This is a genomic window from uncultured Pseudoteredinibacter sp., assembly GCF_947500695.1.
Lineage (GTDB): Bacteria > Pseudomonadota > Gammaproteobacteria > Pseudomonadales > Cellvibrionaceae > Pseudoteredinibacter.
Genome location: NZ_CANMSS010000005.1, coordinates 67,254 through 89,983, shown reverse-complemented (window position 1 = coordinate 89,983; position 22,730 = coordinate 67,254). Strand labels below are relative to the sequence as shown.

Annotated in this window: 19 protein-coding genes; 4 read left to right on the top strand and 15 right to left on the bottom strand. The window is 45.9% G+C overall.

What is annotated here, in order from left to right:
* Positions 1–55 precede the first annotated feature (55 nt).
* Complete coding sequence (locus Q1A08_RS11005) at positions 56–1,261, bottom strand: styrene monooxygenase/indole monooxygenase family protein (protein WP_299772775.1); 1,206 nt, start codon at positions 1,259–1,261, stop codon at positions 56–58.
* 234 nt (positions 1,262–1,495) lie between these two features.
* On the opposite strand from Q1A08_RS11005, the gene Q1A08_RS11000 reads away from it, so the two are divergent.
* On the top strand, positions 1,496–3,076 hold the full coding sequence (locus tag Q1A08_RS11000) for an NAD(P)/FAD-dependent oxidoreductase (protein WP_299772773.1): 1,581 nt from the start codon (positions 1,496–1,498) through the stop codon (positions 3,074–3,076).
* 57 nt (positions 3,077–3,133) lie between these two features.
* Here the strand turns inward: Q1A08_RS11000 and Q1A08_RS10995 are convergent, their stop codons facing one another.
* Positions 3,134–3,895 carry a head GIN domain-containing protein gene (locus Q1A08_RS10995; protein WP_299772771.1) on the bottom strand — a complete coding sequence of 254 codons (762 nt, stop codon included), beginning with the start codon at positions 3,893–3,895 and terminating at the stop codon, positions 3,134–3,136.
* A 240-nt stretch (positions 3,896–4,135) separates the two neighbouring features.
* Here Q1A08_RS10995 and Q1A08_RS10990 point away from each other — a divergent pair, with 240 nt between their 5' ends.
* Entirely contained in the window at positions 4,136–5,182 is a 1,047-nt protein-coding gene (locus Q1A08_RS10990) for an AraC family transcriptional regulator (RefSeq protein WP_299772769.1), read from the top strand.
* Positions 5,183–5,461: 279 nt separating this feature from the next.
* On the opposite strand, the gene Q1A08_RS10985 is transcribed toward Q1A08_RS10990, so the two are convergent.
* Both Q1A08_RS10985 and Q1A08_RS10980 read right to left on the bottom strand, forming a co-directional pair.
* A complete protein-coding gene (locus Q1A08_RS10985) occupies positions 5,462–6,268 on the bottom strand; it encodes an SDR family oxidoreductase (protein WP_299772768.1) in 807 nt (268 codons plus the stop codon).
* Positions 6,269–6,356: 88 nt separating this feature from the next.
* Positions 6,357–7,325, bottom strand: coding sequence for a flavin reductase (locus Q1A08_RS10980; RefSeq protein WP_299772766.1), 969 nt, complete (start codon positions 7,323–7,325; stop codon positions 6,357–6,359).
* 412 nt (positions 7,326–7,737) lie between these two features.
* Between Q1A08_RS10980 and Q1A08_RS10975 the strand changes: the two genes are divergently transcribed.
* Positions 7,738–10,131, top strand: a complete 2,394-nt coding sequence (locus Q1A08_RS10975) for a TonB-dependent receptor (protein WP_299772764.1) — start codon at positions 7,738–7,740, stop codon at positions 10,129–10,131.
* 367 nt (positions 10,132–10,498) lie between these two features.
* Here the strand turns inward: Q1A08_RS10975 and Q1A08_RS10970 are convergent, their stop codons facing one another.
* The 10 genes from Q1A08_RS10970 to Q1A08_RS10925 form a co-directional block, all read right to left on the bottom strand.
* Positions 10,499–10,948, bottom strand: a complete 450-nt coding sequence (locus Q1A08_RS10970; RefSeq protein WP_299772762.1) for a hypothetical protein — start codon at positions 10,946–10,948, stop codon at positions 10,499–10,501.
* A gap of 8 nt (positions 10,949–10,956) precedes the next feature.
* Positions 10,957–11,349, bottom strand: a complete 393-nt coding sequence (locus Q1A08_RS10965) for a hypothetical protein (protein ID WP_299772760.1) — start codon at positions 11,347–11,349, stop codon at positions 10,957–10,959.
* Between the two features lie 96 nt (positions 11,350–11,445).
* Positions 11,446–11,835, bottom strand: coding sequence for a VOC family protein (locus Q1A08_RS10960; RefSeq protein ID WP_299772758.1), 390 nt, complete (start codon positions 11,833–11,835; stop codon positions 11,446–11,448).
* Between the two features lie 60 nt (positions 11,836–11,895).
* On the bottom strand, positions 11,896–12,300 hold the full coding sequence (locus tag Q1A08_RS10955) for an AraC family transcriptional regulator (protein ID WP_299772756.1): 405 nt from the start codon (positions 12,298–12,300) through the stop codon (positions 11,896–11,898).
* Between the two features lie 164 nt (positions 12,301–12,464).
* Positions 12,465–13,739, bottom strand: coding sequence for a Vi polysaccharide biosynthesis UDP-N-acetylglucosamine C-6 dehydrogenase TviB (tviB, locus tag Q1A08_RS10950; RefSeq protein WP_299772754.1), 1,275 nt, complete (start codon positions 13,737–13,739; stop codon positions 12,465–12,467).
* 11 nt (positions 13,740–13,750) lie between these two features.
* Complete coding sequence (locus Q1A08_RS10945) at positions 13,751–14,761, bottom strand: glycosyltransferase family 9 protein (RefSeq protein WP_299772752.1); 1,011 nt, start codon at positions 14,759–14,761, stop codon at positions 13,751–13,753.
* Positions 14,754–15,983 (bottom strand): O-antigen ligase family protein, encoded by a 1,230-nt coding sequence (locus Q1A08_RS10940; RefSeq protein WP_299772750.1) that lies wholly within the window; start codon positions 15,981–15,983, stop codon positions 14,754–14,756. The genes Q1A08_RS10945 and Q1A08_RS10940 overlap by 8 nt, the downstream gene beginning before the upstream one ends.
* Positions 15,980–17,017 carry a glycosyltransferase gene (locus tag Q1A08_RS10935; RefSeq protein ID WP_299772748.1) on the bottom strand — a complete coding sequence of 346 codons (1,038 nt, stop codon included), beginning with the start codon at positions 17,015–17,017 and terminating at the stop codon, positions 15,980–15,982. Before Q1A08_RS10935 ends, Q1A08_RS10940 begins: the two co-directional genes overlap by 4 nt.
* A gap of 8 nt (positions 17,018–17,025) precedes the next feature.
* Positions 17,026–18,138 carry a glycosyltransferase family 4 protein gene (locus tag Q1A08_RS10930; protein WP_299772746.1) on the bottom strand — a complete coding sequence of 371 codons (1,113 nt, stop codon included), beginning with the start codon at positions 18,136–18,138 and terminating at the stop codon, positions 17,026–17,028.
* A gap of 3 nt (positions 18,139–18,141) precedes the next feature.
* On the bottom strand, positions 18,142–19,143 hold the full coding sequence (locus Q1A08_RS10925) for an ELM1/GtrOC1 family putative glycosyltransferase (protein ID WP_299772744.1): 1,002 nt from the start codon (positions 19,141–19,143) through the stop codon (positions 18,142–18,144).
* A 245-nt stretch (positions 19,144–19,388) separates the two neighbouring features.
* Between Q1A08_RS10925 and Q1A08_RS10920 the strand changes: the two genes are divergently transcribed.
* Positions 19,389–20,120, top strand: coding sequence for an SGNH/GDSL hydrolase family protein (locus tag Q1A08_RS10920; protein ID WP_299772742.1), 732 nt, complete (start codon positions 19,389–19,391; stop codon positions 20,118–20,120).
* Between the two features lie 74 nt (positions 20,121–20,194).
* Here the strand turns inward: Q1A08_RS10920 and Q1A08_RS10915 are convergent, their stop codons facing one another.
* Positions 20,195–22,567, bottom strand: a complete 2,373-nt coding sequence (locus Q1A08_RS10915; protein ID WP_299772740.1) for a bifunctional salicylyl-CoA 5-hydroxylase/oxidoreductase — start codon at positions 22,565–22,567, stop codon at positions 20,195–20,197.
* Between the last annotated feature and the right edge of the window lie 163 nt (positions 22,568–22,730).

Here is a 22,730-nt window from a genome sequence, read left to right as displayed (position 1 = left end):
CAGCGGCCATTCCTCTTTTTACTCAATCATTGAGTACAGATGTTAATAACAGCTATTAAGCCCAATTACCCGCCACATCAACTTGGTTTGGCTCCATAAACCAAGGATAGTAATCACGTGGATCATCAAAACCGTTCACAAAGCGCTGAGCCATAGCTTCGTCCTCGCCACAGGCGGCCAATACCTGTACCATTTTTTCAGTGGGCGGCAACAATAACGCATTGGTCCAAGACACAACCCACTGTGCGTAACTCCAATACTTATCGAAGGTTTTTAACATCCACTTTTCATCGAAGGGCTGATCAGCATTGGCCAAAATGCTGGCTAGATGAACAGCGACACATTTGCTGGCATTGTTCGAACCTTGCCCGGTAATAGGGTCATTCAAACAAACTGTATCAGCAATGCCGTAGGCAATTCGACCGGAAGGCAAACGACCAATTGGATTGCGAATGGTAGGAGGGAAGCGCCCAGCCAGAATACCGTTATCATCAGTTAGTTCGATATCTTTAATGCGCTCCATGTCTTGCGGAACGAACTCTGCGATAATATCCTTGCTCACCTGCAAATGTTGATCAGGTGAATCCACTCCTTTCCAGCAATCCAGAGGGCCACCTGGCACACCTTCAAATACCATAATGTCACATGGGCCGCTGGTAGTTAGCGCAGGAAAGGTAAAATACTCACCCACCCCAGGAATAAGATTAAAGTCTACCGCCGAAAAATCTTCACGAGCTTTCATGCCTTTTACGTAGGTCAAACCTAAGGCACGCATAGGTTTATCGAAAGATGAACGCACGGCATCACGCTCAAACATCTTACCGATATCACCTTTACCCGAAGCGACCAGCAACAAATCACACTCAGCCGACAAGCGGTCCAAATCAGCAACGTCTACTTCATCAATCACTAGCTCACCGCCAGAGTCTGTGAAGGTTTTCATCCATACTGGCATCTTTACGCGTTGATCTACCGATTGGGCTGGCTTATCTAGACGGTGCTGCCAAGCAATAGGGGTATCTTTAATTTTAAAACCAATACCATCAACCCAAGGACAATCATCGTCAAAGAAATTCAATCCGAGATCGCGCTCATTTTGCAAGGCCATATCAAACATGCACTGACTAGAAAGCACTCGACCAGCAGCAACTTCTTCTGCCGTCTTATTGGTGACAAGCTTCACCTCATAGCCATGCTTCAGCAAACCAATACCCAACTGCAAACCGCTTTGACCAGCGCCAATAATCGTTATTTTTCTCATCACTTTATCCTCTATGTTACGGCCAAGAAGCGCTTATACACACTCTTCCACCGCGCTTATTTCCACGCTTATTTTTATTTAACGTGTCACCGAGCGCGAAAACTATGCGACTTACGCAGCACCTGTACAAGCCGCGCATAAATCCCTAATTACAGATAGATATCGGTTCTTTGAACGCTGGAGTCGGGTTATGTTGGAGCAGTAAAAATAACAATATTGAGTGAGGAACCTTCTATGCACAGCAGTGACTACATCATCATTGGCAGCGGCATGAATTCATTAGTTTGCGCAGCACTGCTGGCCAAAGCTGGGCATTCTGTAACGGTATTAGAGCGAAACGATCATTTTGGTGGCTGTATTAAAACCGAAGAAATAAGTCTGCCAGGTTTTAAGCACGAAGTATTTTCAGCGGTACATCCATTAGTGGTTTCTTCACCCGCTTATGCTGAATTAGGGGACGACTTGCATCGCCTAGGGCTAGAGTATTGCAATAACGACAGCCCTACCGGCGTCGTGCTTCCCAATGGGGACAGCTTAGTACTGCAGCGTGACCGCCAAAAGAACATCGACGCCATGAATCAGCTTAGCCCTGGCGACGGTGATCGCTACCAAGCCGCCATGCAAGATTTAGAACAGAAAGCCGAATTGGTTTTTGGCTTACTAGGCTCTTCACTATGGAGCTTTGCAACGGTAAAACTGTTACTAAAATATACTTGGAAACTTGGACTGCAAGGCATTCTAAATTTTGCAGCCCACGCCATGGCCAATACCCGTAGCTGGCTGGAACGTGATTTCAAATCCCCACTATCACGTGCCATGCTAGCGCCATGGGTGCTACATGCGGGCCTAGGTCCAGAATCTTCGTTCTCCGGCTTAATGAACCAAGTGATGGCCTTTAGTATTGAACAAACCGGTAACCCGGTTGCTAAAGGAGGCAACCAAGGGATTGTTGAAGCCTACAAAGCACTTATCGAAGAAAATGGCGGCAAGCTTATCGCGCAACAAGATATTAGCGAAATTATTGTTGAGAACAATAAAGCTACTGCGGTACTGAGCAAAGATGGAACACGTTTTGCTGCCAACAAAGGCGTAATCGCCAATGTAACCCCCACCGCTTTATACGGCCAGCTCTTACCACAAGCCAGCATCCCAGCTGAAGTAAAACAGCAAGCAAAAGACTATCGCTACGGTCGCGGCATGATGATGATCCACATCGCTATGGATGAACCTGCCCAATGGCAAGATTCCAAAATGAAAGATGTGGTTATGCTTCACGTCACCCCTGGCCTAGATGCAGTATCTAAAGCCGTCACCGAGGCCGACTGTGGATTACTACCTGATAAAGCCACCATTGTCGTATGCCAACCGGTAGCCCTTGATCAGAGCCGAGCTCCAGATGGCAAGTGGATTTTATGGATTCAATTACAAGAAATTCCTCAACTTATCAAAGGTGATGTTCGAGCCGAAATTGAATGTCCAGCTAATGGGCAATGGAACGAAGATATTCGAGAGGCCTATGCTGATCGAGTGATTGAACAGCTTAGCGAAAATATTCTTAACCTGAAAAGTGCCACACTAGAACGTGTGGTTTACTCGCCGAAAGATTTGGAAAGCGCCAATATTAATTTGCTGCATGGTGATGCTTATTCCGGCGTTTGTAGTTTGGATCAGTTTTTGTTTTGGCGCCCACTGAAAGCCCTTAAAAACCACCAAACGCCAGTGAGTAATGTTTATCACATTGGCGCCTCCACACACCCGGGGCCTGGGCTTGGTGGCGGATCAGGTTATTTAGTCGCAAAATCAATTACAGGATAAACAAAAAAAGCCCTGCTAGGAAAACCTAAGCAGGGCTTTTAGCTCGTAAACTAAGTCTTACAAAGAGCGAACGTCACCGCTACCATTATCTTTAACAGAAACCTTAGGTGATCCTTTGTAGCGAATATCACCACTTCCAGAAACAGCTGCACTAAGCTCTTCAGTCGCATGCAACACAATATCGCCCGAACCATTGACTCTAGCTTGAGCATTACGTGCTTCCAGTGAGCGCGCATCAATATCGCCACTACCATTAACTTTAATACGTAGATCTTTTGTTCGACCATCGACGACGATATCGCCGCTACCGTTAACCTCAAGCTCAAGATTACTCACTTCAATATCGTCAAGTGCAATATCACCAGAGCCATACACCCGAGCAGCAAAATCTCGCATATGCTCAGCGCCTTCTAAATCTATATCGCCAGAGCCATATACTTTTACCGCATCCAACTCAGGTACTTCGATATCAATTTTGGTGCCCAGCTTGGTGCTGTAGCTTTTATCGTTAGAGATTACCAAGGTATCGCCTTTGATAGTGAAGCTAACGTTGCTGAGCAGGTTATCGTCCGTAGTAAGGGTAATCTGCTGGGACTTGCCAAGGCTGATCTGAACATCAGCGGAGGAGTTTAAGCGCAGATTTTCGAAACTGCCGATATCAATACTCTGGGTAGATTTCACACCAGAACCCTTAATTCGACCCGAGCTGTAGGACCAATCACCGTCGCCATCTTCCAAATCCAAATGAATATGACAAGCCGATAGAGAAGCGGTAGCTAGAGCAATGGCGGCAAGCTTAGTGTAAGAACGTAGGTTCATAATGTGTGTCTCGATCTCTTATTTTGTTGGTTACAAACTTAGACGAGCACTTTTCTGAAAAGGGTTACATCAAGTTAAAAATTATTTACTTTACATGTAACACTAAGATATAAGCAGACAACAGCTAATAACCTTTAGTAACTAAAGGAAATCTTGGCTATTCAAAAAACGCAGACATTATTCAAAACCTCCCCAAAACCACGATTTCTATGCGCTAGCATCTGGTCAGGGCCAGTTTGGATGGGTATATTCAGTGAAAAGCACCCTGCTAAAAGCAGTATTGTAAAGAGTGCCTTAGACAATAATAAGACGGCTGCCGAGATGATGATTCTGCCCAAACACAAGTTATTTCACTCTGATAACCTCGACTTTGTACGAGCCGAAGTGGCCAAGGTCTATTGTGACCATAAGCTGGGCATGGCTCGAGGTAGCCGCTTAAACGCTCAACATCACCATGCCAAAATGAGCAATATCTCCCTCAACTACATGCGTTATGGCAATGAGGTCGAGATAGAACCGGGCGAACTCGATCGCTTCTTCCTCATTCAGTTGCCCCTAAGCGGCTGGGCCGAGATTAATTCAGGTAAAGAAAGCGCCATCTCCACTGAGTGTTGTGCGTCTATTCCCTCGCCCAATAAACACCTGTCTATGCGCTGGAGCGAAGACTGCGAGCAATTAATGGTGCAGATTCCGAGACAAGCCATCGAACAAAAGCTCTCAGCAATGATCTCACGCCCGCTTAACCAGCCTTTAGAGTTTGATTTACTGATGCAGGGTGACCAACCTAAAGTTAGGGCTTGGTGGCGTCTGATCGACTATATGCTGACCGAATTTGAATCCATATGCCCCATCACCAATAGCCCGGGTGCTGAACATATGGAGCAATTGATTATTACCCAACTCTTGCACGCGCAAGGGCACAACTATAGTGATGCACTGCAGGCCAAAGGCCAGTCTATTGCTCCAGCCCATGTTAAAAAAGCTGAAGAGTACATTCGCAACCACATTACCCAGGCGATCACTATTGATGATTTGGTGCAAGAAACGGGCGTAAGCCCACGCTCTTTGCACGAAGGCTTTCGTAAATTTCGTGGCCAAAGCCCGCTTAGCTATCTACGTGCGCTGCGCTTAGAGCACGCCCGCAACGATCTATTGTCGGCTAACGGCGATAGCGTGACCAATATCGCCACTCGCTGGGGCTTTACCCAGCTAGGCCGTTTCTCAGTTACCTACAAAGAAGTGTACGGCGAATCGCCTTCTGAGACCTTTAAGAAGGCTTTGTATTAAAAGCTCTGTACAAAACCTTCGAAAAAAATAAACCCTACTTAGCTGAAATTGAACAAGCTAAGGGCATGTACTGATTTTTCATGACTCTTTAATTGAGCTCCTTGTTTCTCATCGGCGCCGTTTTTCTTATCAATATTTTTTCCTTATCAGAATTGTTCATGGCCTTTTTTATAGCCATAAAAAAACCCGCTCAAAAGCGGGTTTGACAAACTGTCACAATAAGCACATTGACTTTCAATTCACTGTAATAAACTCTTCAAAGAGTCTAGCCAGCGGCCGTTATTTAGCCGCCTCAACTGCTCGCATCATCGCTACCATGCAAGATTCTGCTGCCTCTGGCCCTAGGGCAGAGTATCCACCGTCTACTGGCAACTCGGCGCCGGTAATAAAGGAGGCATGATCGGAGCATAGGAACAATACTGCGTCTGCTACCTCTTCAGCTTCAACAACGCGCCCTAAAGGTTGATAATTTGCACAGACCTCATCGGCGATATCACGGTTGTTTTCCGTCAGCCCTGCCACTGGCACACTCCAAGTGATGCCCGCCATAATGGTATTCGCGCGAATTTTATCCTTCGCTAAATCCAAGGCCATATTGCGGGTTAACTGATGGATAGCTGCTTTAGATACCGGATAGGTCCAGCGATCTGCTTGAGCGATATTGGAAGAAATGCTGCCAAAGTTAACAACCGCCGCGCCCTCGCTTTTACATAAATGCGGGTATGCTTCACGCACCAAAATTGCATGACCATTAATATTGGTATCGAAGGTATCGCGCCATTGCTCACGCGTTGAATTCATGCCATCGTCGGCATATAAGGCCGCCACGTTGATGACAAAATCAATTTGGCCAAAGCTTTCAACAGTAGCGCTTACAAGCTTTTCAATATCACTGTCTTGCTGTAGATCTGTCGCGGTAAATGCCGCCTGCTCACCCAGCTCTGCTGCCAAAGCCGTACCAACATCGGCGCTGCGCGCCGCTATCATTACTTTTACACCAGCATTAACCAATGCACGACTTACAGCTTCACCAATACTCGCTGCTCCGCCGGTTACAATGGCCACTTTACCTTGTAGTCCACGCATAATTCTTTCCTCATTATTCTAAATATATTTATCTAAAGTCTTTAAGATCGATTTACCAACTGAGATTTTCTAGATCTCGCCAACAACATTACTCACCTGTCCAGGCGATCAATTTACGTAACGATGCTTTTAGCTGGCATGCCTCTTCAGCAGTGAAAACGCCCAGAGCATCCGCCTCATTGGTTTTGGCAGCTCTCAACATGGGCTCTAGCCGCTCTTCTCCAGCCTTAGTGAGATGAATATAGGTTTCGTCTTCTTTGTACTCCCGGCTAAGCAAGCCCATGGTTTCCAAATGGCGTAAACGATCGTTCACCTCATCCTCAGATAAAATCGCGTTATGAACTAGCTCCGACAGAGTACAGCCTGACAAGCCGCCTAGAGAGGCCAATACGCGAAATTCATTTTCATCCAACCCTTGGCCACGCAGTACCACTTCAAGCTTATCCATAATTTGGCTAAAGCTCTTACCAACTAGGTAGTGAAGATAATCGTCAACAAAGGCTTTGTTTTCCACAGATTCGGCAGAAGGATCTTGATTGCAAGGGTGAAAGCTAGAGACTACATAACGCCCCGAATGAAACATCAAACCTTTACGGCCAGTGGTATCAAAATCAACCACTTCTCCCACAATAATAAGATGATCACCGCCCTCATAAATATGCTGGGTGCGACACTGAAAACGAGCAGCACAACCTTTTAAGAGCGGCGCGCCACCGACTCCGTTTTCAAAATCAATGCCCGCAAATTTATCCTCTTGCTGGCGCGCAAAGTGGTTTGATAAAGACACTTGATCCGCAGCCAATACATTGACAGCGAAGTACTCTGCATTTTCGTACACCGGTAAGCTACGGGCTTTTTTATCAATGCTCCAAAGTATCAATGGCGGATCTAGTGATACTGAATTGAAACTACTGGCAGTGGTGCCCACATAGCTGCTTTTAGAACTATCTGAATCATCTTTTGCGGTAACCACCGTTACACCAGTGGCGAAACTTCCCAAGGCCTGGCGAAAGGCCATTGGATCGATACCCTGATTGGCTTGTGCAGTATTAGGCATAATATTTATCTCTTTTATGTGCACTTTTTTGCTAGCTGCAATTCGATATAAGTGCTGACTTATTTCTAATTACTTGCTGCTACTCGGTTAGACATCGTTCTTTACGTCGATGGAACAATGCTATTTTGAGCAGGCACTGCTTAGATATGCGGAAAAAGACATTGTTATGCACTGAGGGCAGATAGTTCATCTAGACCACTTTCATGAAAGAAGATGCAACGCTAGTCAAAACCTCTCCATGCCTCCTCACTCGTTTCTGCTTTTACAAATATCTCCGTTTATTCAAATCTTTCCCCATCGCCTAGCACTTTCTGCATACAGGCTGCAAAAAGCGAATAGTTAATTACATGTAACCTATTCAAACTCAAGCTCAAGAAAATAAACAATAATGATATTGCCCGAGGATATGAATATGAGCCCACGGCCACAAAAGCTTGCCCACTCCATTCAACAAGCCTGTAAAAGTAAAAGAGCCGCACTACCTATAAGCCTACTGTGCGGCAGCGCTTTACTCGCTACTGCCCTGCCCGCTACTGCCCAAGAAGGCTCTGGCTGGCAAATCGAAGAAGTTACCGTTACTGCTCGAAAACGTGAAGAAAGTCTGCAGGATACGCCGATTGCCGTAACAGCCTTTAGCGGTGAAGGCATGGAAAAGCGTGGCATGACCAAGCTCAACGGCATAGCCGCTTATAGCCCTAATATGAGCTTTCAGAGTAATCCAAGCTTTGGCGGTGCCTCCAACGCTGCATCGATTTATATCCGTGGTGTTGGTCAAAAAGAATTCTTACCGACCACAGAGCCAGGTGTAGGTCTTTATGTTGACGGTGTGTATATCGCCCGCAGCGTAGGCGCTATCTTGGATCTTGTGGACATCGCCCAAGTAGAAGTGCTGCGCGGTCCACAGGGTACGCTGTTTGGCCGCAACACCATCGGTGGTGCCATCAGCATCACTAGCCAAAAACCCAGCGAAGAGTTCTCCGGGAAAATAAGCGCCACAGTCGGCACCGATAGCAAACGCGTTATAAAGGGCAGTGTAGATATCCCGCTATCTGACAATTTACTAAGCCGAATTTCCTTCGCGGACATGCAGCAAGATGGCTATGTTCATCGCACAGACGGCATCGACCTAGGTGATGACAACACTCAAACCGGCCGCCTAAACCTACTGTGGACACCAAGCGACAGCAGCGAAGTGAATTTCTCTCTAGAGTTTTCAAAAGATCGAGAAAACGGCCCTGCTATGAGCCTACTGGGCATCAACCTTGGAAACCCTATCGACCCAGAAACTCCACCAATGGCGGTAATTCATAACGTTGGCGCTAATGCAGCTGCGGGCGCGACCAATGGAGCGCCTTGTGCTAATCCTGGCATGCCGATCAATTTAGCTGTACCTGGTTGTTACGATCTACGTTATAAAGTGGGTGATGATCAGAACCTTGGTACTGCACCGGCATTTTCCAATAGCGATTTTATGGCTAGCAACTTAAACGTTAGCTTAGATCTAAACGATAATATCAGTTTTAAATCCATTACTGCATGGCGTGATCTTGACGCTGAATTTGCCCGCGATGGCGATCACTCGCCCCACCGCGTTTCTCAGTTTCATGACACCTTAGAGCAGAAGCAATTTACTCAAGAATTCCAGCTTTTGGGCAATCACTTTGATGACTCCTTAAACTGGATTTTTGGTTTGTACTACTTCAAAGAAGACGGTAATAATGTAAATACCCTAGATTTTGTCATGTCCAACTTTACCAGTGGCGGTCGCTTTGAAAATACGTCCAAAGCGGCATTCGGCCAGGCCACGTGGAATATCAATGATTGGTTTAGCCTAACCATGGGGCTTCGTTACACAGAAGAAGATAAGTCTTTCTCACCTGACCAGGTAATTTTAAACAACTACTTTGCAGGCTCCGGTCACCCACTATTAGATGCGCCGTTTATGCAAGTCGGCACCCGAGTACTGCCATTCGCTACCGATAGCCAATCTATCTCTGAGCTGACCCCAATGGTCAATGCCAGCTTTCACGTCAATGATGAGTTGATGGTTTATAGTAGCTATTCAGAAGGCTTTAAGTCAGGTGGCTTTACCCAGCGTGTATTCCCCCCACAGATTGCCGGATTTACTGCGCCGGCTGGCGCAACAGATCAGGAATTAATTCCAGACTTCGCTCCAGAATTCGTAGAAGTCTATGAACTGGGCGCCAAGTACACCGGCTTGGATGGTCGCCTTCGAATCAATGGTGCCGTTTTCCATACCGTTTACGATGACCTGCAAGTACAAGTATTTACCAGCGTAGCACCGGTAACCAAAAACGCCGCTTCGGCGAAAATTACCGGCTGGGAGCTGGAAACCCAATGGCTGCCTGCTGAAAACTGGCTTATTGAAGCTAGCTACGGCTGGCTAAATGCTCGCTATGATGACATTTCATTCGAAGAAACATTTATTCGTGCGGACGATGAATTTGAACGTGTACCAGAACGAACCGCCAGCATCGCCATCAACCATGACTGGGATTTAGGCGAAGCAGGTACGTTAACGGGTAGACTAGATTGGTCTTACCGTTCAAAGGAATATATGGATTCCTTTAATACGGAACTGATTGCACAACCTAGCTATGATCTCCTTAATGCTAATTTAAACTGGACCAGCGCCGACGAGCAATGGGAAGTGTTATTCGCACTGAAAAACCTTAACGATGAGAAATACCTAATGACCGGCATTATTGGTGATGCTTTTCAAACCTATGAAGGTATATACAATCGCGGACGCGAGTTTAGTTTGACGGCGCAGTATCATTTTTAAGATACTCTGCTAGTCTCCAAAAGCCCGGATAATTCCGGGCTTTTTTATAGGGATTTAGGGTCCTTCAACAAAAACTATCAAAATCTTTGCAGAGGCATATGCCATCCAAAGAAAAACACCCGCAACCACTAGGTTCCAAACCTTTTCAAACTTGGAGTAGCTTTTTTCCTTTAAGGCAGAGACCAAAAATTTTAAGCTCAAAAACACTGCGGCCAGGCAAAAAATGGTCCCTCCAACTGACGAATTGATAAAGGCCGCTACCAACCAGCCTATAAGCAATACAATAATACATATTCCCTGAACACTCACACCTCCCTCTCCATTGACAATATCACTTTACTGAATCAATAGGTTTAAGAGTAGCCAGCTAGTTTTTATGGTTCTCTAGACGAAAACTACCAACCAAGCCCCCACCGGAATAGTTTACTAACTTTACATCCCCCGACGAATCGGTTCTGAAAACCAAATAAAGATTTGAATCCGAGGTATCTGGATTCAGAGAAATCATGATTTCACCTCTCTTCCACCCTTGAAGCGGATGATCGCCCTCGAAACCCCATTTACCGCAAAACTTATCCTTGCTCAAAAACCCTTCTGGAAGATAGATCTTGTGGATTTCACTCGTCCATTTATCTCTGTGGAAATCGAGATAGAGTGCGTATTCTTCAAGCTCCGTATTGCAAGGTTTATACTGAAATTGATTGTTCTTAGCCTGTTTAATTTTTTCCAATAAAGAAATCAAATTTTCAGTAGACGCATTGATATTTTCTGTGAAGCCTAATAGGAAAACAAACAAGAAGGCCAGCTTACTACCCACGCCCCCCCCTAAATCTCAACTTCGAAAATCAGTGTGAGCACACAATTTTTTTCATTTACTTCGCTCTGAAACGTGCTTTTCTCAATAGCGGTTACCGAAACGGAATCAAATACTCTACAGCGTTCTTCACCTCTGACAGCCCTGACATTGACAGGCCGCCCTTCCTTTAACATAAAAGCCAGTTTTATTCTGCAAGCACCATTGTTTAACAACGTTTTTCCAGCAAAAGAAGAGTTAGGGAACTTGGGTGGTTCTATCGCGAGTACATGCTGTTCACAATCAACTTCTGCAAGGGTGCTCCCTGAATTAAAGACCAAAAGTATCGCCACTATTGCTCTCAAGACTGGCTCAACAAATGCTCTCCTGTAGAGCTTCAGAAAGCCTCTAATCTGCATGTTCATCATAATTCCTTGTTAAACTATCAACTTATCCAATACTAAGTTCAAATAGTAGCGCTCTCCAAGCAAGTAGATTTACCCCCAAGCATTCACGTGTTATCATAGCTCTTGCATCAACTGAACATAATTCCCACAAGTATCATCAAGCACTGCGATCTTTACCGTACCCGCTTCTCTAGGCGTTACCGAGAATTCCACTCCGAGATCCACAAGTCTCTGATACTCGTCATCGATATCATCTACTTCGAATGATGTACAAGGTATACCGGCATCTTTTAATGCCTTGTAGTAAACCTTTGCTGGTTCAAAAGCCATTGGCTCTAACAACAACTCTACTCCAGACTGCTCCGCCGGCGAGACCACCGTTAGCCACTTATGCTCACCTAGTGGAATTTCCTTCTTTTTGATAAAGCCCAATATCCTAGTATAAAAGTCTAAGGCTTTTTCCTGATCTTCTACTGGAATACTAGTTACGTAAATTTTAATCATAATGATAACTCCCCAAGCGATATTCAAACCCCGAGAATAGCTTAACTGCGGACTATATACTTATTCTAGATTGCTATGTTGATTACTTCGATACTCTCTTGGAGTGTATCCGGCACATTTTTTAAAAGCTGAAGAGAAGCTTGGCAGGCTCTCATAGCCAACATTGAGACAAACATCAGTAACTGAAAACCCCTTTTGCAACAGATGCTTGGCCTTCGTTACTCTCAAATCGCGTAAATAAGTCATGGGGCTTATTCCATACATTGACTTAAAAACTCGTATAAAATGAAAACGAGACATAGCGGCTTTATCTGCCAAATCATCAATCACAAGCTTTGAGCGGTAGTGCTTCTCCATAAACACTTTTGATTGTCTGAGCTGCACAAACTGCTCTTGGCGAAATGGAAGCTCATGATAGGTTCGCTCTAACTCAGCTTCATAGAATGATGGCGATGTTTCTGACATATGCTTGGCTGTTTTCGACCTTTGAAGCCAACTTAGCATATAGAACAGGGGATGCGCTACTTTTCCAAAGCTGACAGTGTCACCCTGCGCTACTGAATAAATAGCGGGCAATAAAAAACCCAGCTATTAACTGGGCTTTTGAGGATTAACTTGAGCACCTGAGATTACAGGCGTAAATCACTCTTCTCTTGCGGCAACACATATTTTAGGTCATATACCAAACCGTCTTTGGTACACAGATTACGTATCTTATCACCGCCCATTTCGATAAATTGCTCATGAGCGACAGCCAAAATAACGGCATTGTAAAACCCTTCTTTCAGCTGAGCGATTGGGCGTAAGCCATACTCAGCATCCACTTCATCGTGATCTACCCATGGATCATAAACATCGACGTTTAAGTGGAAATCTTCCAAGCCCTTTACCACATCATAGACTCTAGAGTTACGCACATCAGGGCAGTTTTCCTTAAAGGTGAAGCCCATAACCAAGACATTACCCTTAGCAACAGGAACGCCCTTGCGTAACATTTCTTTGACTAATGTGTCTGCCACATAGCCACCCATACCATCGTTAATGCGACGACTCGCGATAATAATGTCTGGAATATAACCAGCAGCCTGGGCCTTATGGGATAGATAGTAAGGATCAATACCAATACAGTGGCCACCCACCAAACCTGGGCGGAAAGGTAGGAAATTCCATTTGCTTCCAGCCGCTAGCAGTACTTCTTCCGTATCGATATCCAGAGCATTGAAAATTAAAGCCAACTCATTTATTAAGGCGATATTGACATCGCGCTGGGTGTTTTCAATGACTTTTGCAGCTTCTGCAACCTTAATCGAACTGGCCTTGTAAGTACCTGCAATAATGATTTTGCCATACATGGCATCAATTAGATCAGCGATTTCTGCTGTTGAACCCGAAGTGATTTTACGAATATTTGGCAGTCGATTGACCTTATCGCCTGGATTAATTCTCTCTGGGCTATAGGCCGCAAAAAAATCTTGATTAAAGACTAAACCAGAATCACGCTCCAGTACGGGCACACAAACTTCTTCGGTTGCACCAGGGTAAACCGTCGATTCATAGACAACGACATCCCCTTTTGAGAGAACCTTTGCAACCGTTTCACTCGCTCGGCGCAACGGGTTGAGATCAGGGTTTTTATGATCATCAATAGGGGTAGGCACTGTCACAATGTAAACATTACATTCGGCCATGGCCTTAATATCAGTACTGAAACTAATATCCCCCGCAGCGGCCATTTCTTCATCTGAAACTTCTAAGGTCGAATCGTGCCCATTACTTAACTGTCCAACGCGTAGGCTGTTAATATCAAAGCCAATAGTTTTAAAATGCTTAGAAAGCTCAACGGCCAAAGGCAAGCCTACGTAGCCAAGGCCAATAACGGCGATTTTCAACTGCTCTAATTGCACTATTCCTATCCTCAAAGATTCTCTAATGCCAGCCAAACTTGGCTCGGGCTAACTTTGGCCATACATTGTTCAGCTGGGTGCTGGGCGAAACATTCCATCGGAGCTTGCAAAGTAGCAACCCGCTTACCGATAGGGTGCACCCTTGACGCATCCGTTGGCCCACATATTATCACCATGGCAATATCTGCTGCAGCGGCCAAGTGTGCTGTACCAGTATCGTTTGACACCATGTATTGGGCTCGCTCAGCAATTACGGGAATTTCTAGCAACTGAGTTTTACCACATAGATTTACTGCTTTTTCACCAATGCTATCTGCCAACTGGCTACACAGCTCAATCTCATCCGGCCCGCCTAAAATCGCACAACTTTCCACGCCCTGCTCAAAAAGCAGCTCAGCCAAGGCGGCATAGTTTTTAACACCCCAGCGTTTTTTAGCCCCACTCAAACTGCTACCTGGCACTAAAACGGCAAAATTCTTAGCTTGTAAGCCATGTTCTTGCAATAGCGCTTCAGCCGATTGCTGATATTCATTAGGAATACTCAAAACTGGCTGCCCGGTTTGGCAATCAACTCCCAAGCCTTTTGCTGCTGCTCTCAAAATCTCTAAGGCATGTACCTTTTCACCGTAAGGCGATGCGTCTAGGTTGTAGGCCAAGCCCGATTTTGTACCCATTCGATATTTTGGCGCTACACCCAACAAGCGTGCTAAATTCAGCAATATCATACTGCGATCGTTACACTGCAAATCGATAATGAGATCAAATTTCTCACGACGTAACATAGATAGCCAAGCCCGCGTAGAACTCAATCTCGGTGCTTTACGAACTTTAATATTATGAATTTTGGAAAAGCGGGTATCGTCTTGGAATAATTTATCCCAAGGGGGCTCTACGTTCAGCTGTATTTCAACATCTCTAAAGTGCTTACAAATATCGTTAATGACCGCAGAACAGATGGCCAAATCACCCATACTGCCCCAGCGCATAATTAGTATCTTTTTAACGTCTTTTGAATTAAACACTAGTAACGCGCCCTATCTCGTCCTGACTTCCGCTCTCAGATTTAAGGTGAGGCGTAGACTTCTTATTCAGCTCATACAAGCTATACGCCAAACCCGCCAAGGTAAACAAATAGAATCGAGCGAATATTGAATGCAAGCTCTTGTCAAAAAATAGAACAACGACAGTCGCTGCTGCACTGGCTAAAATCACCGCAGCTTGTCGCCGATCAGCTTTAGGCCAGTGCTTACTCTTACGTACTGCCGGCAAAAATGCACAAGCCATAAAACAGAAGATAGCGAGCAAGCCCAAAATACCGGTTTCATAAACAATTTCTAAAACGATATTGTGAATATGCCGGATATCATTGGGTAAGAAATCAGCTCTAACACTGCTATATAAACCGTGACCGTACAATAGTGATTCTTTACACGCTTCTATGGCTGAATTCCATATCTCCATGCGGGAAGAACTAATTTGATTCAAACTGGCGAAACTGATGTTCTCTGACCTGCTGCTGGACATTAGCTCCGGTAATAACACCAGCAACAACAGCAACGGAACAAATAATAAAAGCCAGCGCAAACTCTTCCAGCAACAAAGCTGATAAACACACAAAGCAACTAATAAAGCCAATACTTCTGTACGGCTGTCCAATAACATTAACAGTCCCATCAGAGAGATCATTAGAAACCACTTTTTAAGCACAGACCAGGCACTATGAATAAATATCCAAGGCGCCAATACTGCGGCAACCGGGCCCGTTATTTCACGTGCTATTTGTAACTCTTTTAGGCCAACTACCCATATAAAGTACAACCAATGAACCGCTAAAGCTGCGACTGCCAGCAATGCGATTTGAGCAGCTCCATCTCTCTGCTCACGAAAGTCTGGAGGATAAAGCTGAAGGCAAAAGAAAACCATTGCGCTACAAACAGTACTCAACCAATATTTTAATTCCCAGGGCGGGAAGGATTCAGCAGTACTAATTCCCGCAGTACTGAACAAGATAATGTACGCAGTTAAAGACAAGCCAAATACCGGCAGGCGAAGCAACTGCTGCCAGTTGCTTAATAACGTCAAGGCGCAAAAGATCGCTAACGGCCCCCATAGCATATTGCCAGGCCCACGGCCGAACTGAAACAAAGCGACGGCCAATAAAGACCATAGCATCAAGTTTTTAGTAAGAAGCTCTCGAAGCCTTGGCAAGCTTACAAATAGGCGTGACTGGTTTGGCAAGCTCAAGCACCCACCTTTTTCGTTTGTACTGCAGTTAATACTTTTACTGTAGCTTGAGACATATACTCAACGCTCAAGACAGCCCCCGCCCAGGCAAACAGCTTTTCCAGATCACTCTGGTATTCCCCGCCTTCAGCGATAAAGTGTTTAACCTTGTCACCTAGCTGCTTAGAGTCGCCCAAGGAAACCTGCAGGCTTAAAGGCAGCGCCTCTTTTGCGGCCGCTACCTGAGTTGAAATAACTGGCACCTTAGCACAAAGAGCTTCCACCATAGCATAGGGAAAACCTTCCCGATCTGAACTGATAACCATGAAATCGGCACCAGGCAGTAACCTCGCGGCATCTTTTACAAAACCGCAAAAGTGAACACTCCCTTGCTCAATCAAACTCTTGCCTTGCAATTCTAAATCGCTGCGCAATGGGCCATCACCAATGATCAATAAATCAGCATCAACACCCGCCCAAGCCTTTAATAAGACATCAATCCTTTTTACTTCCACCAAACGCACCAAGGCCACTGCAATGGGACGCTCACCCTCTATGCCAGCGAGCTCCTTTAATTCTTTTCTGCAGTTTTCAGCATCTAGGGATAAACTCTGATCCACACCGTTATAGATACAGTGCTTATTACTGTGATCAACGACTGAACAAGCACCCTTACTGACACCGATCACGGCATCCATTGAGCGGAACATCGCGGATTTAGATTTCTGATTGTGGATAGTGCCAACACATGGCACAGATAAAAATCTTTTTACTCTACTCAGTAGGCTAGCTGCTTTATTGGCTTGGGCGTGCACCACATCAGGGTTAATGGTCTTTATCAGCTTCAAAAGCTGCCATAAGAGCAATGGATTATTTCGGCTACGCTGCATGTTTAAGCAATGCACAGTTACAGCCGCATCAAAACGTTCAGCGAAGTATGGATCGACAATAACATGAACTTCATTGCCCATGGCAGCCATGTTATTGCATAAATCCAGCATGTGCTTTTCTAGCCCGCCTTCACCCGTGCTAGCTAATATTTCACAAATTCTCATATTCAACTCTAAGACCTACCAAGCAACTCTTTATAGACAGCAAGGGTTTGGTCTAGCATTTCTTCTTTTAGGTATAAGGTATTTTTAATTGGCTTAACGCCAGTTTCCAATACTTGAGTAACGGTTTTAATCAAAGCCTCCTCATCAAAGCAAGGCACCCTGCCCTGAGGAAACAAGTTCGCTAGCTGTTCTCCAACGCCGCCATGGTCGAAAGCGACCACAGGCACCCCCATACTCAGGGCCTCGGTAGTTGTTCGGCCGAATGACTCAGGCTTGCTCGATAAGGACAGCACTACTGCCGCCTGACTGTAGACTTCACGCATATCAGAGCGAGCCCCACAGAAAGTAATATTATCCTCTAGTCCCAAATCTCGAACTTTTTGCCTTAATTCTTCAGCATAGGCCAAGCGCTTTGGATCTTCACCCCCAACGATAACCGCATGCAGATCTTCGAACTGATTCTTTAAGGAGCCCATGAGATTCAACAAATATTGATGGCCTTTCAAACGGGTAAGCCGACCGGGAAGGCAAATCAGTCGTTTACCTATTAGCTCCGGAAATTCATTGTGCCATTGCGCTTGCCATTGCGGCGAGGCCTGATAGCCCCAAGGATACTCTGCAGGACTTATTCCTCGATTAATGACCTGCACCTTGCCCATATTGATTCGGGGATAGTTTTTCGCAATATACTGCTTTACGGTTTCAGATACGGCGATAACCTTCTCGCTGCGACACATGATTTCACTGTAGGCAGATACCGAATGCAAACCATGCATGGTACTCACCAAGTGGGGCCTACGCTCTTTAGGTAAACCACGCCAAGCTAAATACACCAACCATGCTGGCATACGCGAGCGAACATGCAATATATGAGCGTCTTGAGCGACAATCCATTTACGTAAACGCCAAATATGGCGAAAGGTAAAAGGGGACTTCTTGCCCAAATCCCAAAGCACGTGAGTTGAGCCATCAGCCCTTAATCGCTCTACCATCGGGCCGCCTGCGGACACCACTATAGACTCATGCCCAGCTTCTACTAGAGCTTTTGCAAGTTCTAAAGTGCCGACCTCGACACCGCCGCCACGCAAGCTGGGTAAAAACTGAATCACTTTTAACGGCATCAACTAAACCACCCGATCTACAATATTTAAAGCCAAAAGTTTACGGGCTATTTTATCCGCCTGATTAAAAGCTTCGCTATTGGCTTTAAGCTCACCTTTACCACGCTCACTCCAAGCAGGGTAATTATCGACTCGCGCTTGTTCAGAAAGTTCTTGCACACCTTTGGCCACTCGACTTACCGGCAAATTGACCGGCATATCAAATATAGCGACTTGTGCCTCGGCCGTTAGGGCTTCATAAACCATAGAGACGCTATCTGGACTTACCCAGCAAAGCGAAGCCATAGGAAGCTGTTCGGCAAGCCAGCCGCTGGGAACATCATCAGGGTGAATAAGCTTGACCGTGGCGGCTGCAAGGCCGCCATTTCCAACCCCATTTGATAACAAGTTTTGTAGCGCCTTCTTAAAACTCTCTGGAGTACGTCTGGAGGTCAAAATCATCCACGGCTCGGCTTTATCGGGGCCAGCCTCGCTTAGAATATCTTTAAGCTGTCCTAACAAATCCTCTTCCAACCATTCGAAATGTTTAGAGGGGCCACCGAGCAATATCATTTTAAGGCGTTTCTTTTGGCCTTGGTAATAAACAGGGTTTAAAGCGCCTAGGCTTAGCAAGGTATTGCCCTTCTCCTCCAAACCGTCATGTTGGGGTACTACACAGAAGTCGAAAAGTGTTCTGGGCAAGCTCGGCTTCATCAGCACCACCGATTTAGCACCATAGTATTTTGATGCTGCAAGAATGGTTAGATGGCTTGCATGCCCGGCGCCAATCACGATATCGGCTTGTTCAGGCCAATCAGCAGGCTTGCTTCCAAAACCTAAACCAAGGTTTTGAAAAGGCGATAACGGTGGCTGAATTGAACAGCTGCAAGCAAGCTGTTTCGGCAAAGACCTTTCAAGTGCGGCCTGCAAACCTAAGCTCTGATTCAGGTGCCCAGGCTTACCATCACTGACGATTAGCAGATTCAGCTCTGACAAGGATGGATTGGTAGCCCCCGAATAGCTCACTTAGGTCTCCAGATAGAGTTGCCAAGGCGCTCTGCGGGCCTTTTGGGCAGGTGAAATCAAAAGCGCAAGACTAACAAATCTGGGGGCTTGAAGCCATGAATAAAAGCCTTACTCCGCTAGGCCTGCCGGGCTGATGGAACAACGGATCTCATCGCTTTTGAGCGGCAAGGGTTTTATACTGACCGCCTGAACTCTAGTAGAGAAAGACAAAGACAAAAGCTCTTTAATTAGGCCTCATAACACACATGTCTGAAAATCAAGCTTCAACACCGCTTCAGTTGCTCGCAATCGGTGACTGTAATACTGGCGGGACCCGTGAACATGGCACCCATTTTAATGTTCCCAAGCAGTTAAAAGAAAAACTACAGCGCCAAGGAATTGACTGCGAACTGTACAACTACGGCACCACCATGAGTACCTGTCGTGAAGGTTTACAGATGTCTAAGGACCATCAGCAGGCTGCTGATTACCTGCTGTTAAATTTTGGTTTAGTAGACGCATGGAAAACCAGCATACCGCAGATTTACATCAGCTATTACCCAGATAACAAATTAAAAAAGTTTGCCCGAAAGCTACTTAAATCACTTAAAAAGCGCCTTCGTGGCCCAGCTCGTAAAGGCTGGGTAAAGTCTGGATTTGCCGTTGAGCCAGAAGAATATCAATCAAAGATGCGGTCAATTATTGAGCTTCAGCTACGCTTGAACCCGAAATTAAAAGTTATTGTTTGGGGGAGCGCACCGACTGACAATGAAGAACGCAATGCTTGGCTGGCAAGCTATGACGAATATCTGAAGGAAATTGCCAATGGTAAATACCATTATTTAGATACCGCAGGCCTAATTAAACAGGCGATCGACAATGGCGCCGAACGAAATGATATATATGACGATAGCGTACACCTTTCAGCTCAAGGCGCCAGCCTGATTGCATCCGCTATGCAAAGTATCATTGTTGAGGATATGAAACAGCCTACTTAGTGTCAGCTGTCCTTGTTTTAAGCAGCATATAGCCAGCCCCTTAGGGGCCGGCTATATAATTCAGCTCTTAGAGCTTAAGAATGACGAAAATCATCCGTACGGTCAGTCGCATGACGCTTTGGCTTAGCTTTGCGCTGCAATTCTAGCTGTTGCTCGCGAGCCTTACCCTGTACTGAATAGGCTTGGGCCTGGCCACTAAGGTATTGTTTCTCCCAGCCTTGATCCACTTCCACACCATAGCGCGCGGCTTCATGGCGAGTGAAGTACGGGTTCCATAAGTGCGGACGCCCAATCGCCACCAGATCCGCTCGACGGGTATGCAATACCGTATTAACTTGGCCACCATCAGTGATATTGCCCACCGCCATCGTCGCCAAGCCGGTTATATTACGAATGGCTTCTGAGAACTGCACTTGGAACATGCGACCATAAGTTGGTTTTTGCTCAGCAACCGTTTGCCCAGCAGAAACATCAATTAGATCACAGCCAGCCGCATTAAAGGCTTTAGCAATCTCGACGGTATCCTCTTCGCTAATACCGCCTTCTACCCAGTCACAGGCGGAAATTCGAATCGCCATCGGCTTGCTTTCCGGCCATACATCGCGAATCGCTTTAAAGACCTCTAATGGGAAGCGCATGCGATTTTCCACACTACCACCATACTCATCACGGCGCTGGTTCGTTAACGGTGATAGGAAACTTGCCAACAAGTAGCCGTGGGCACAGTGCAGCTCCAACATATCAAAGCCAGCGCGATCTGCACGGGCGGCTGCCTGCACAAAATCCGTGATAATTTGATCCATCGCCGCACGATCAAGCTCAGCAGGCACCTGGGAAATACCATCAAAGTAAGGTAAGGGAGATGCGGAAACCAGTGGCCAGTTTGATTCGCTATCGGCGATTGGCATATCCATCTTTTCCCAACCCAACTGGGTAGAACCTTTACGACCGGCATGACCAAGCTGCATACAGATTTTAGTTTCGGTATTGTTGTGTACAAAATCGACAATACGCTTCCACTGAGCTTCATGCTCGTCGGTCCACATGCCGGGACAACCCTCGGTAATACGCGCGCCAGCAGACGGACAAGTCATTTCGGTGTACATCAAGCCCATGCCGCCAGTGGCTCGGCTGCTGTAGTGAATATGATGCCACTCGCTGAGGTTGCCATCCTTATCCGCCGAGTATTGCGCCATCGGTGACATCACCACGCGGTTGCGCAGCTCCATGTCGCGCAATTTATAAGGCGTAAACATTGGAGTCGGGCGAGATTCACGCACATCAACGCCCGTTTCTTCAAAGTAGCGCTGATACCACTCGGTATCGGCTTTTTCCACAAAGCCTTCATCGCGCAGAATCAAGTTGTCATAGGTCACCGACTTGGCACGGCACATGACCACCATGGCAAACTGCATTGGGTCCATATCCCATGAACGATCCATATGCTCAAACCAAGCCAAAGACACATCAGCATTGTGCTGTACAATTTGTGCCGGGGTACGACGTAATTCGTCATAACGCTTAAAGCAGGCCTCTACGCCCTCTTCATGTTTCTCCATCACCGCATCATGTAGGCCAATGGCACACTCCATCGCCAGCTTAGTACCCGAACCAATTGAATAGTGGGCTGAAGCCTTCGCATCACCCAAGATAGTGATATTTTTGTGGTACCAATTGTTACAGAAGATACGCGGGAATTGACGCCACCAGCTACGGTTTAGGATCAAACCATGACCTTCCAGCTCTTCTTCGAAAATCTTTTCTAACTTGGCGCGGCTGTCTTCTTCATTTTGCTCTTCAAATTCAAAGCCCTGATAACACTCATCAGACATCTCAAAGATCCAAGTCGACATGCCCGGCTCATATTGATAGGTGTGGGCACAAATCAAGCCATGCTCAGTTTCTTTAAAGAAGTAGGTAAAATCTTTTAGCGGACGCTTCGAGCCCATCCAAACGAAGCGGTTAGATTTGATTTCAGTGCTAGGATTGAAACCTTCTTTGAAGTACTCTCGGGTAGCGGAAGCAATACCGTCAGAGGCCAAGATCATATCGGAATCCGCAAATCGAGTTTCATACTCGGACGGATCAATACGTGCCTCGAAGTGCATCTTGATGCCTAATTCTTGGCAACGCCCCTGCAGCAGGTTCAACAAACTAACGCGGGAAGTACCGCAAAAACCATTACCGGAGCAGCGAATCTTCTCACCCTTGTAACTGATTACGATATCATCCCAGTAAGCAAAATCATCGCGAATACGATCATAGGATTCAGGGTCGCGAGACAGAAACTCATCCAAGGTATCATCAGAGAAGACCACACCAAAACCAAAGGTGTCATCACATTTGTTCTGTTCGTAAATCTCAATATCCCAATCTGGATGCGCTTTTTTGGTAAGCAGCGCAAAGTACATTCCGCCTGGTCCACCGCCGATCACTGTAATTTTCATGGCCATAACCCCTTCTTGTTAAGAGTATCTTGTTAAGAGCATTTGTTTACTTTGAGCCCGTTTTAACCAGCTTGTGAAAGCCAGCAAACGCACCCAGATTTTAAGCTTTATGCCGTCAATATATATTACACGTAATATATAAACAAGTCATATTTTGCCCTGG

Coding starts and splice junctions, on each gene's coding strand:
- Q1A08_RS11005 (WP_299772775.1), bottom strand. CDS start 1,261: ATGAGAAAAATAACGATTATTGGCGCTGGTCAAAGCGGTTTGCAGTTG.
- Q1A08_RS11000 (WP_299772773.1), top strand. CDS start 1,496: ATGCACAGCAGTGACTACATCATCATTGGCAGCGGCATGAATTCATTA.
- Q1A08_RS10995 (WP_299772771.1), bottom strand. CDS start 3,895: ATGAACCTACGTTCTTACACTAAGCTTGCCGCCATTGCTCTAGCTACC.
- Q1A08_RS10990 (WP_299772769.1), top strand. CDS start 4,136: ATGGGTATATTCAGTGAAAAGCACCCTGCTAAAAGCAGTATTGTAAAG.
- Q1A08_RS10985 (WP_299772768.1), bottom strand. CDS start 6,268: ATGCGTGGACTACAAGGTAAAGTGGCCATTGTAACCGGCGGAGCAGCG.
- Q1A08_RS10980 (WP_299772766.1), bottom strand. CDS start 7,325: ATGCCTAATACTGCACAAGCCAATCAGGGTATCGATCCAATGGCCTTT.
- Q1A08_RS10975 (WP_299772764.1), top strand. CDS start 7,738: ATGAGCCCACGGCCACAAAAGCTTGCCCACTCCATTCAACAAGCCTGT.
- Q1A08_RS10965 (WP_299772760.1), bottom strand. CDS start 11,349: ATGAACATGCAGATTAGAGGCTTTCTGAAGCTCTACAGGAGAGCATTT.
- Q1A08_RS10960 (WP_299772758.1), bottom strand. CDS start 11,835: ATGATTAAAATTTACGTAACTAGTATTCCAGTAGAAGATCAGGAAAAA.
- Q1A08_RS10955 (WP_299772756.1), bottom strand. CDS start 12,300: ATGTCAGAAACATCGCCATCATTCTATGAAGCTGAGTTAGAGCGAACC.
- Q1A08_RS10935 (WP_299772748.1), bottom strand. CDS start 17,017: ATGAGAATTTGTGAAATATTAGCTAGCACGGGTGAAGGCGGGCTAGAA.
- Q1A08_RS10930 (WP_299772746.1), bottom strand. CDS start 18,138: ATGCCGTTAAAAGTGATTCAGTTTTTACCCAGCTTGCGTGGCGGCGGT.
- Q1A08_RS10920 (WP_299772742.1), top strand. CDS start 19,389: ATGTCTGAAAATCAAGCTTCAACACCGCTTCAGTTGCTCGCAATCGGT.
- Q1A08_RS10915 (WP_299772740.1), bottom strand. CDS start 22,567: ATGAAAATTACAGTGATCGGCGGTGGACCAGGCGGAATGTACTTTGCG.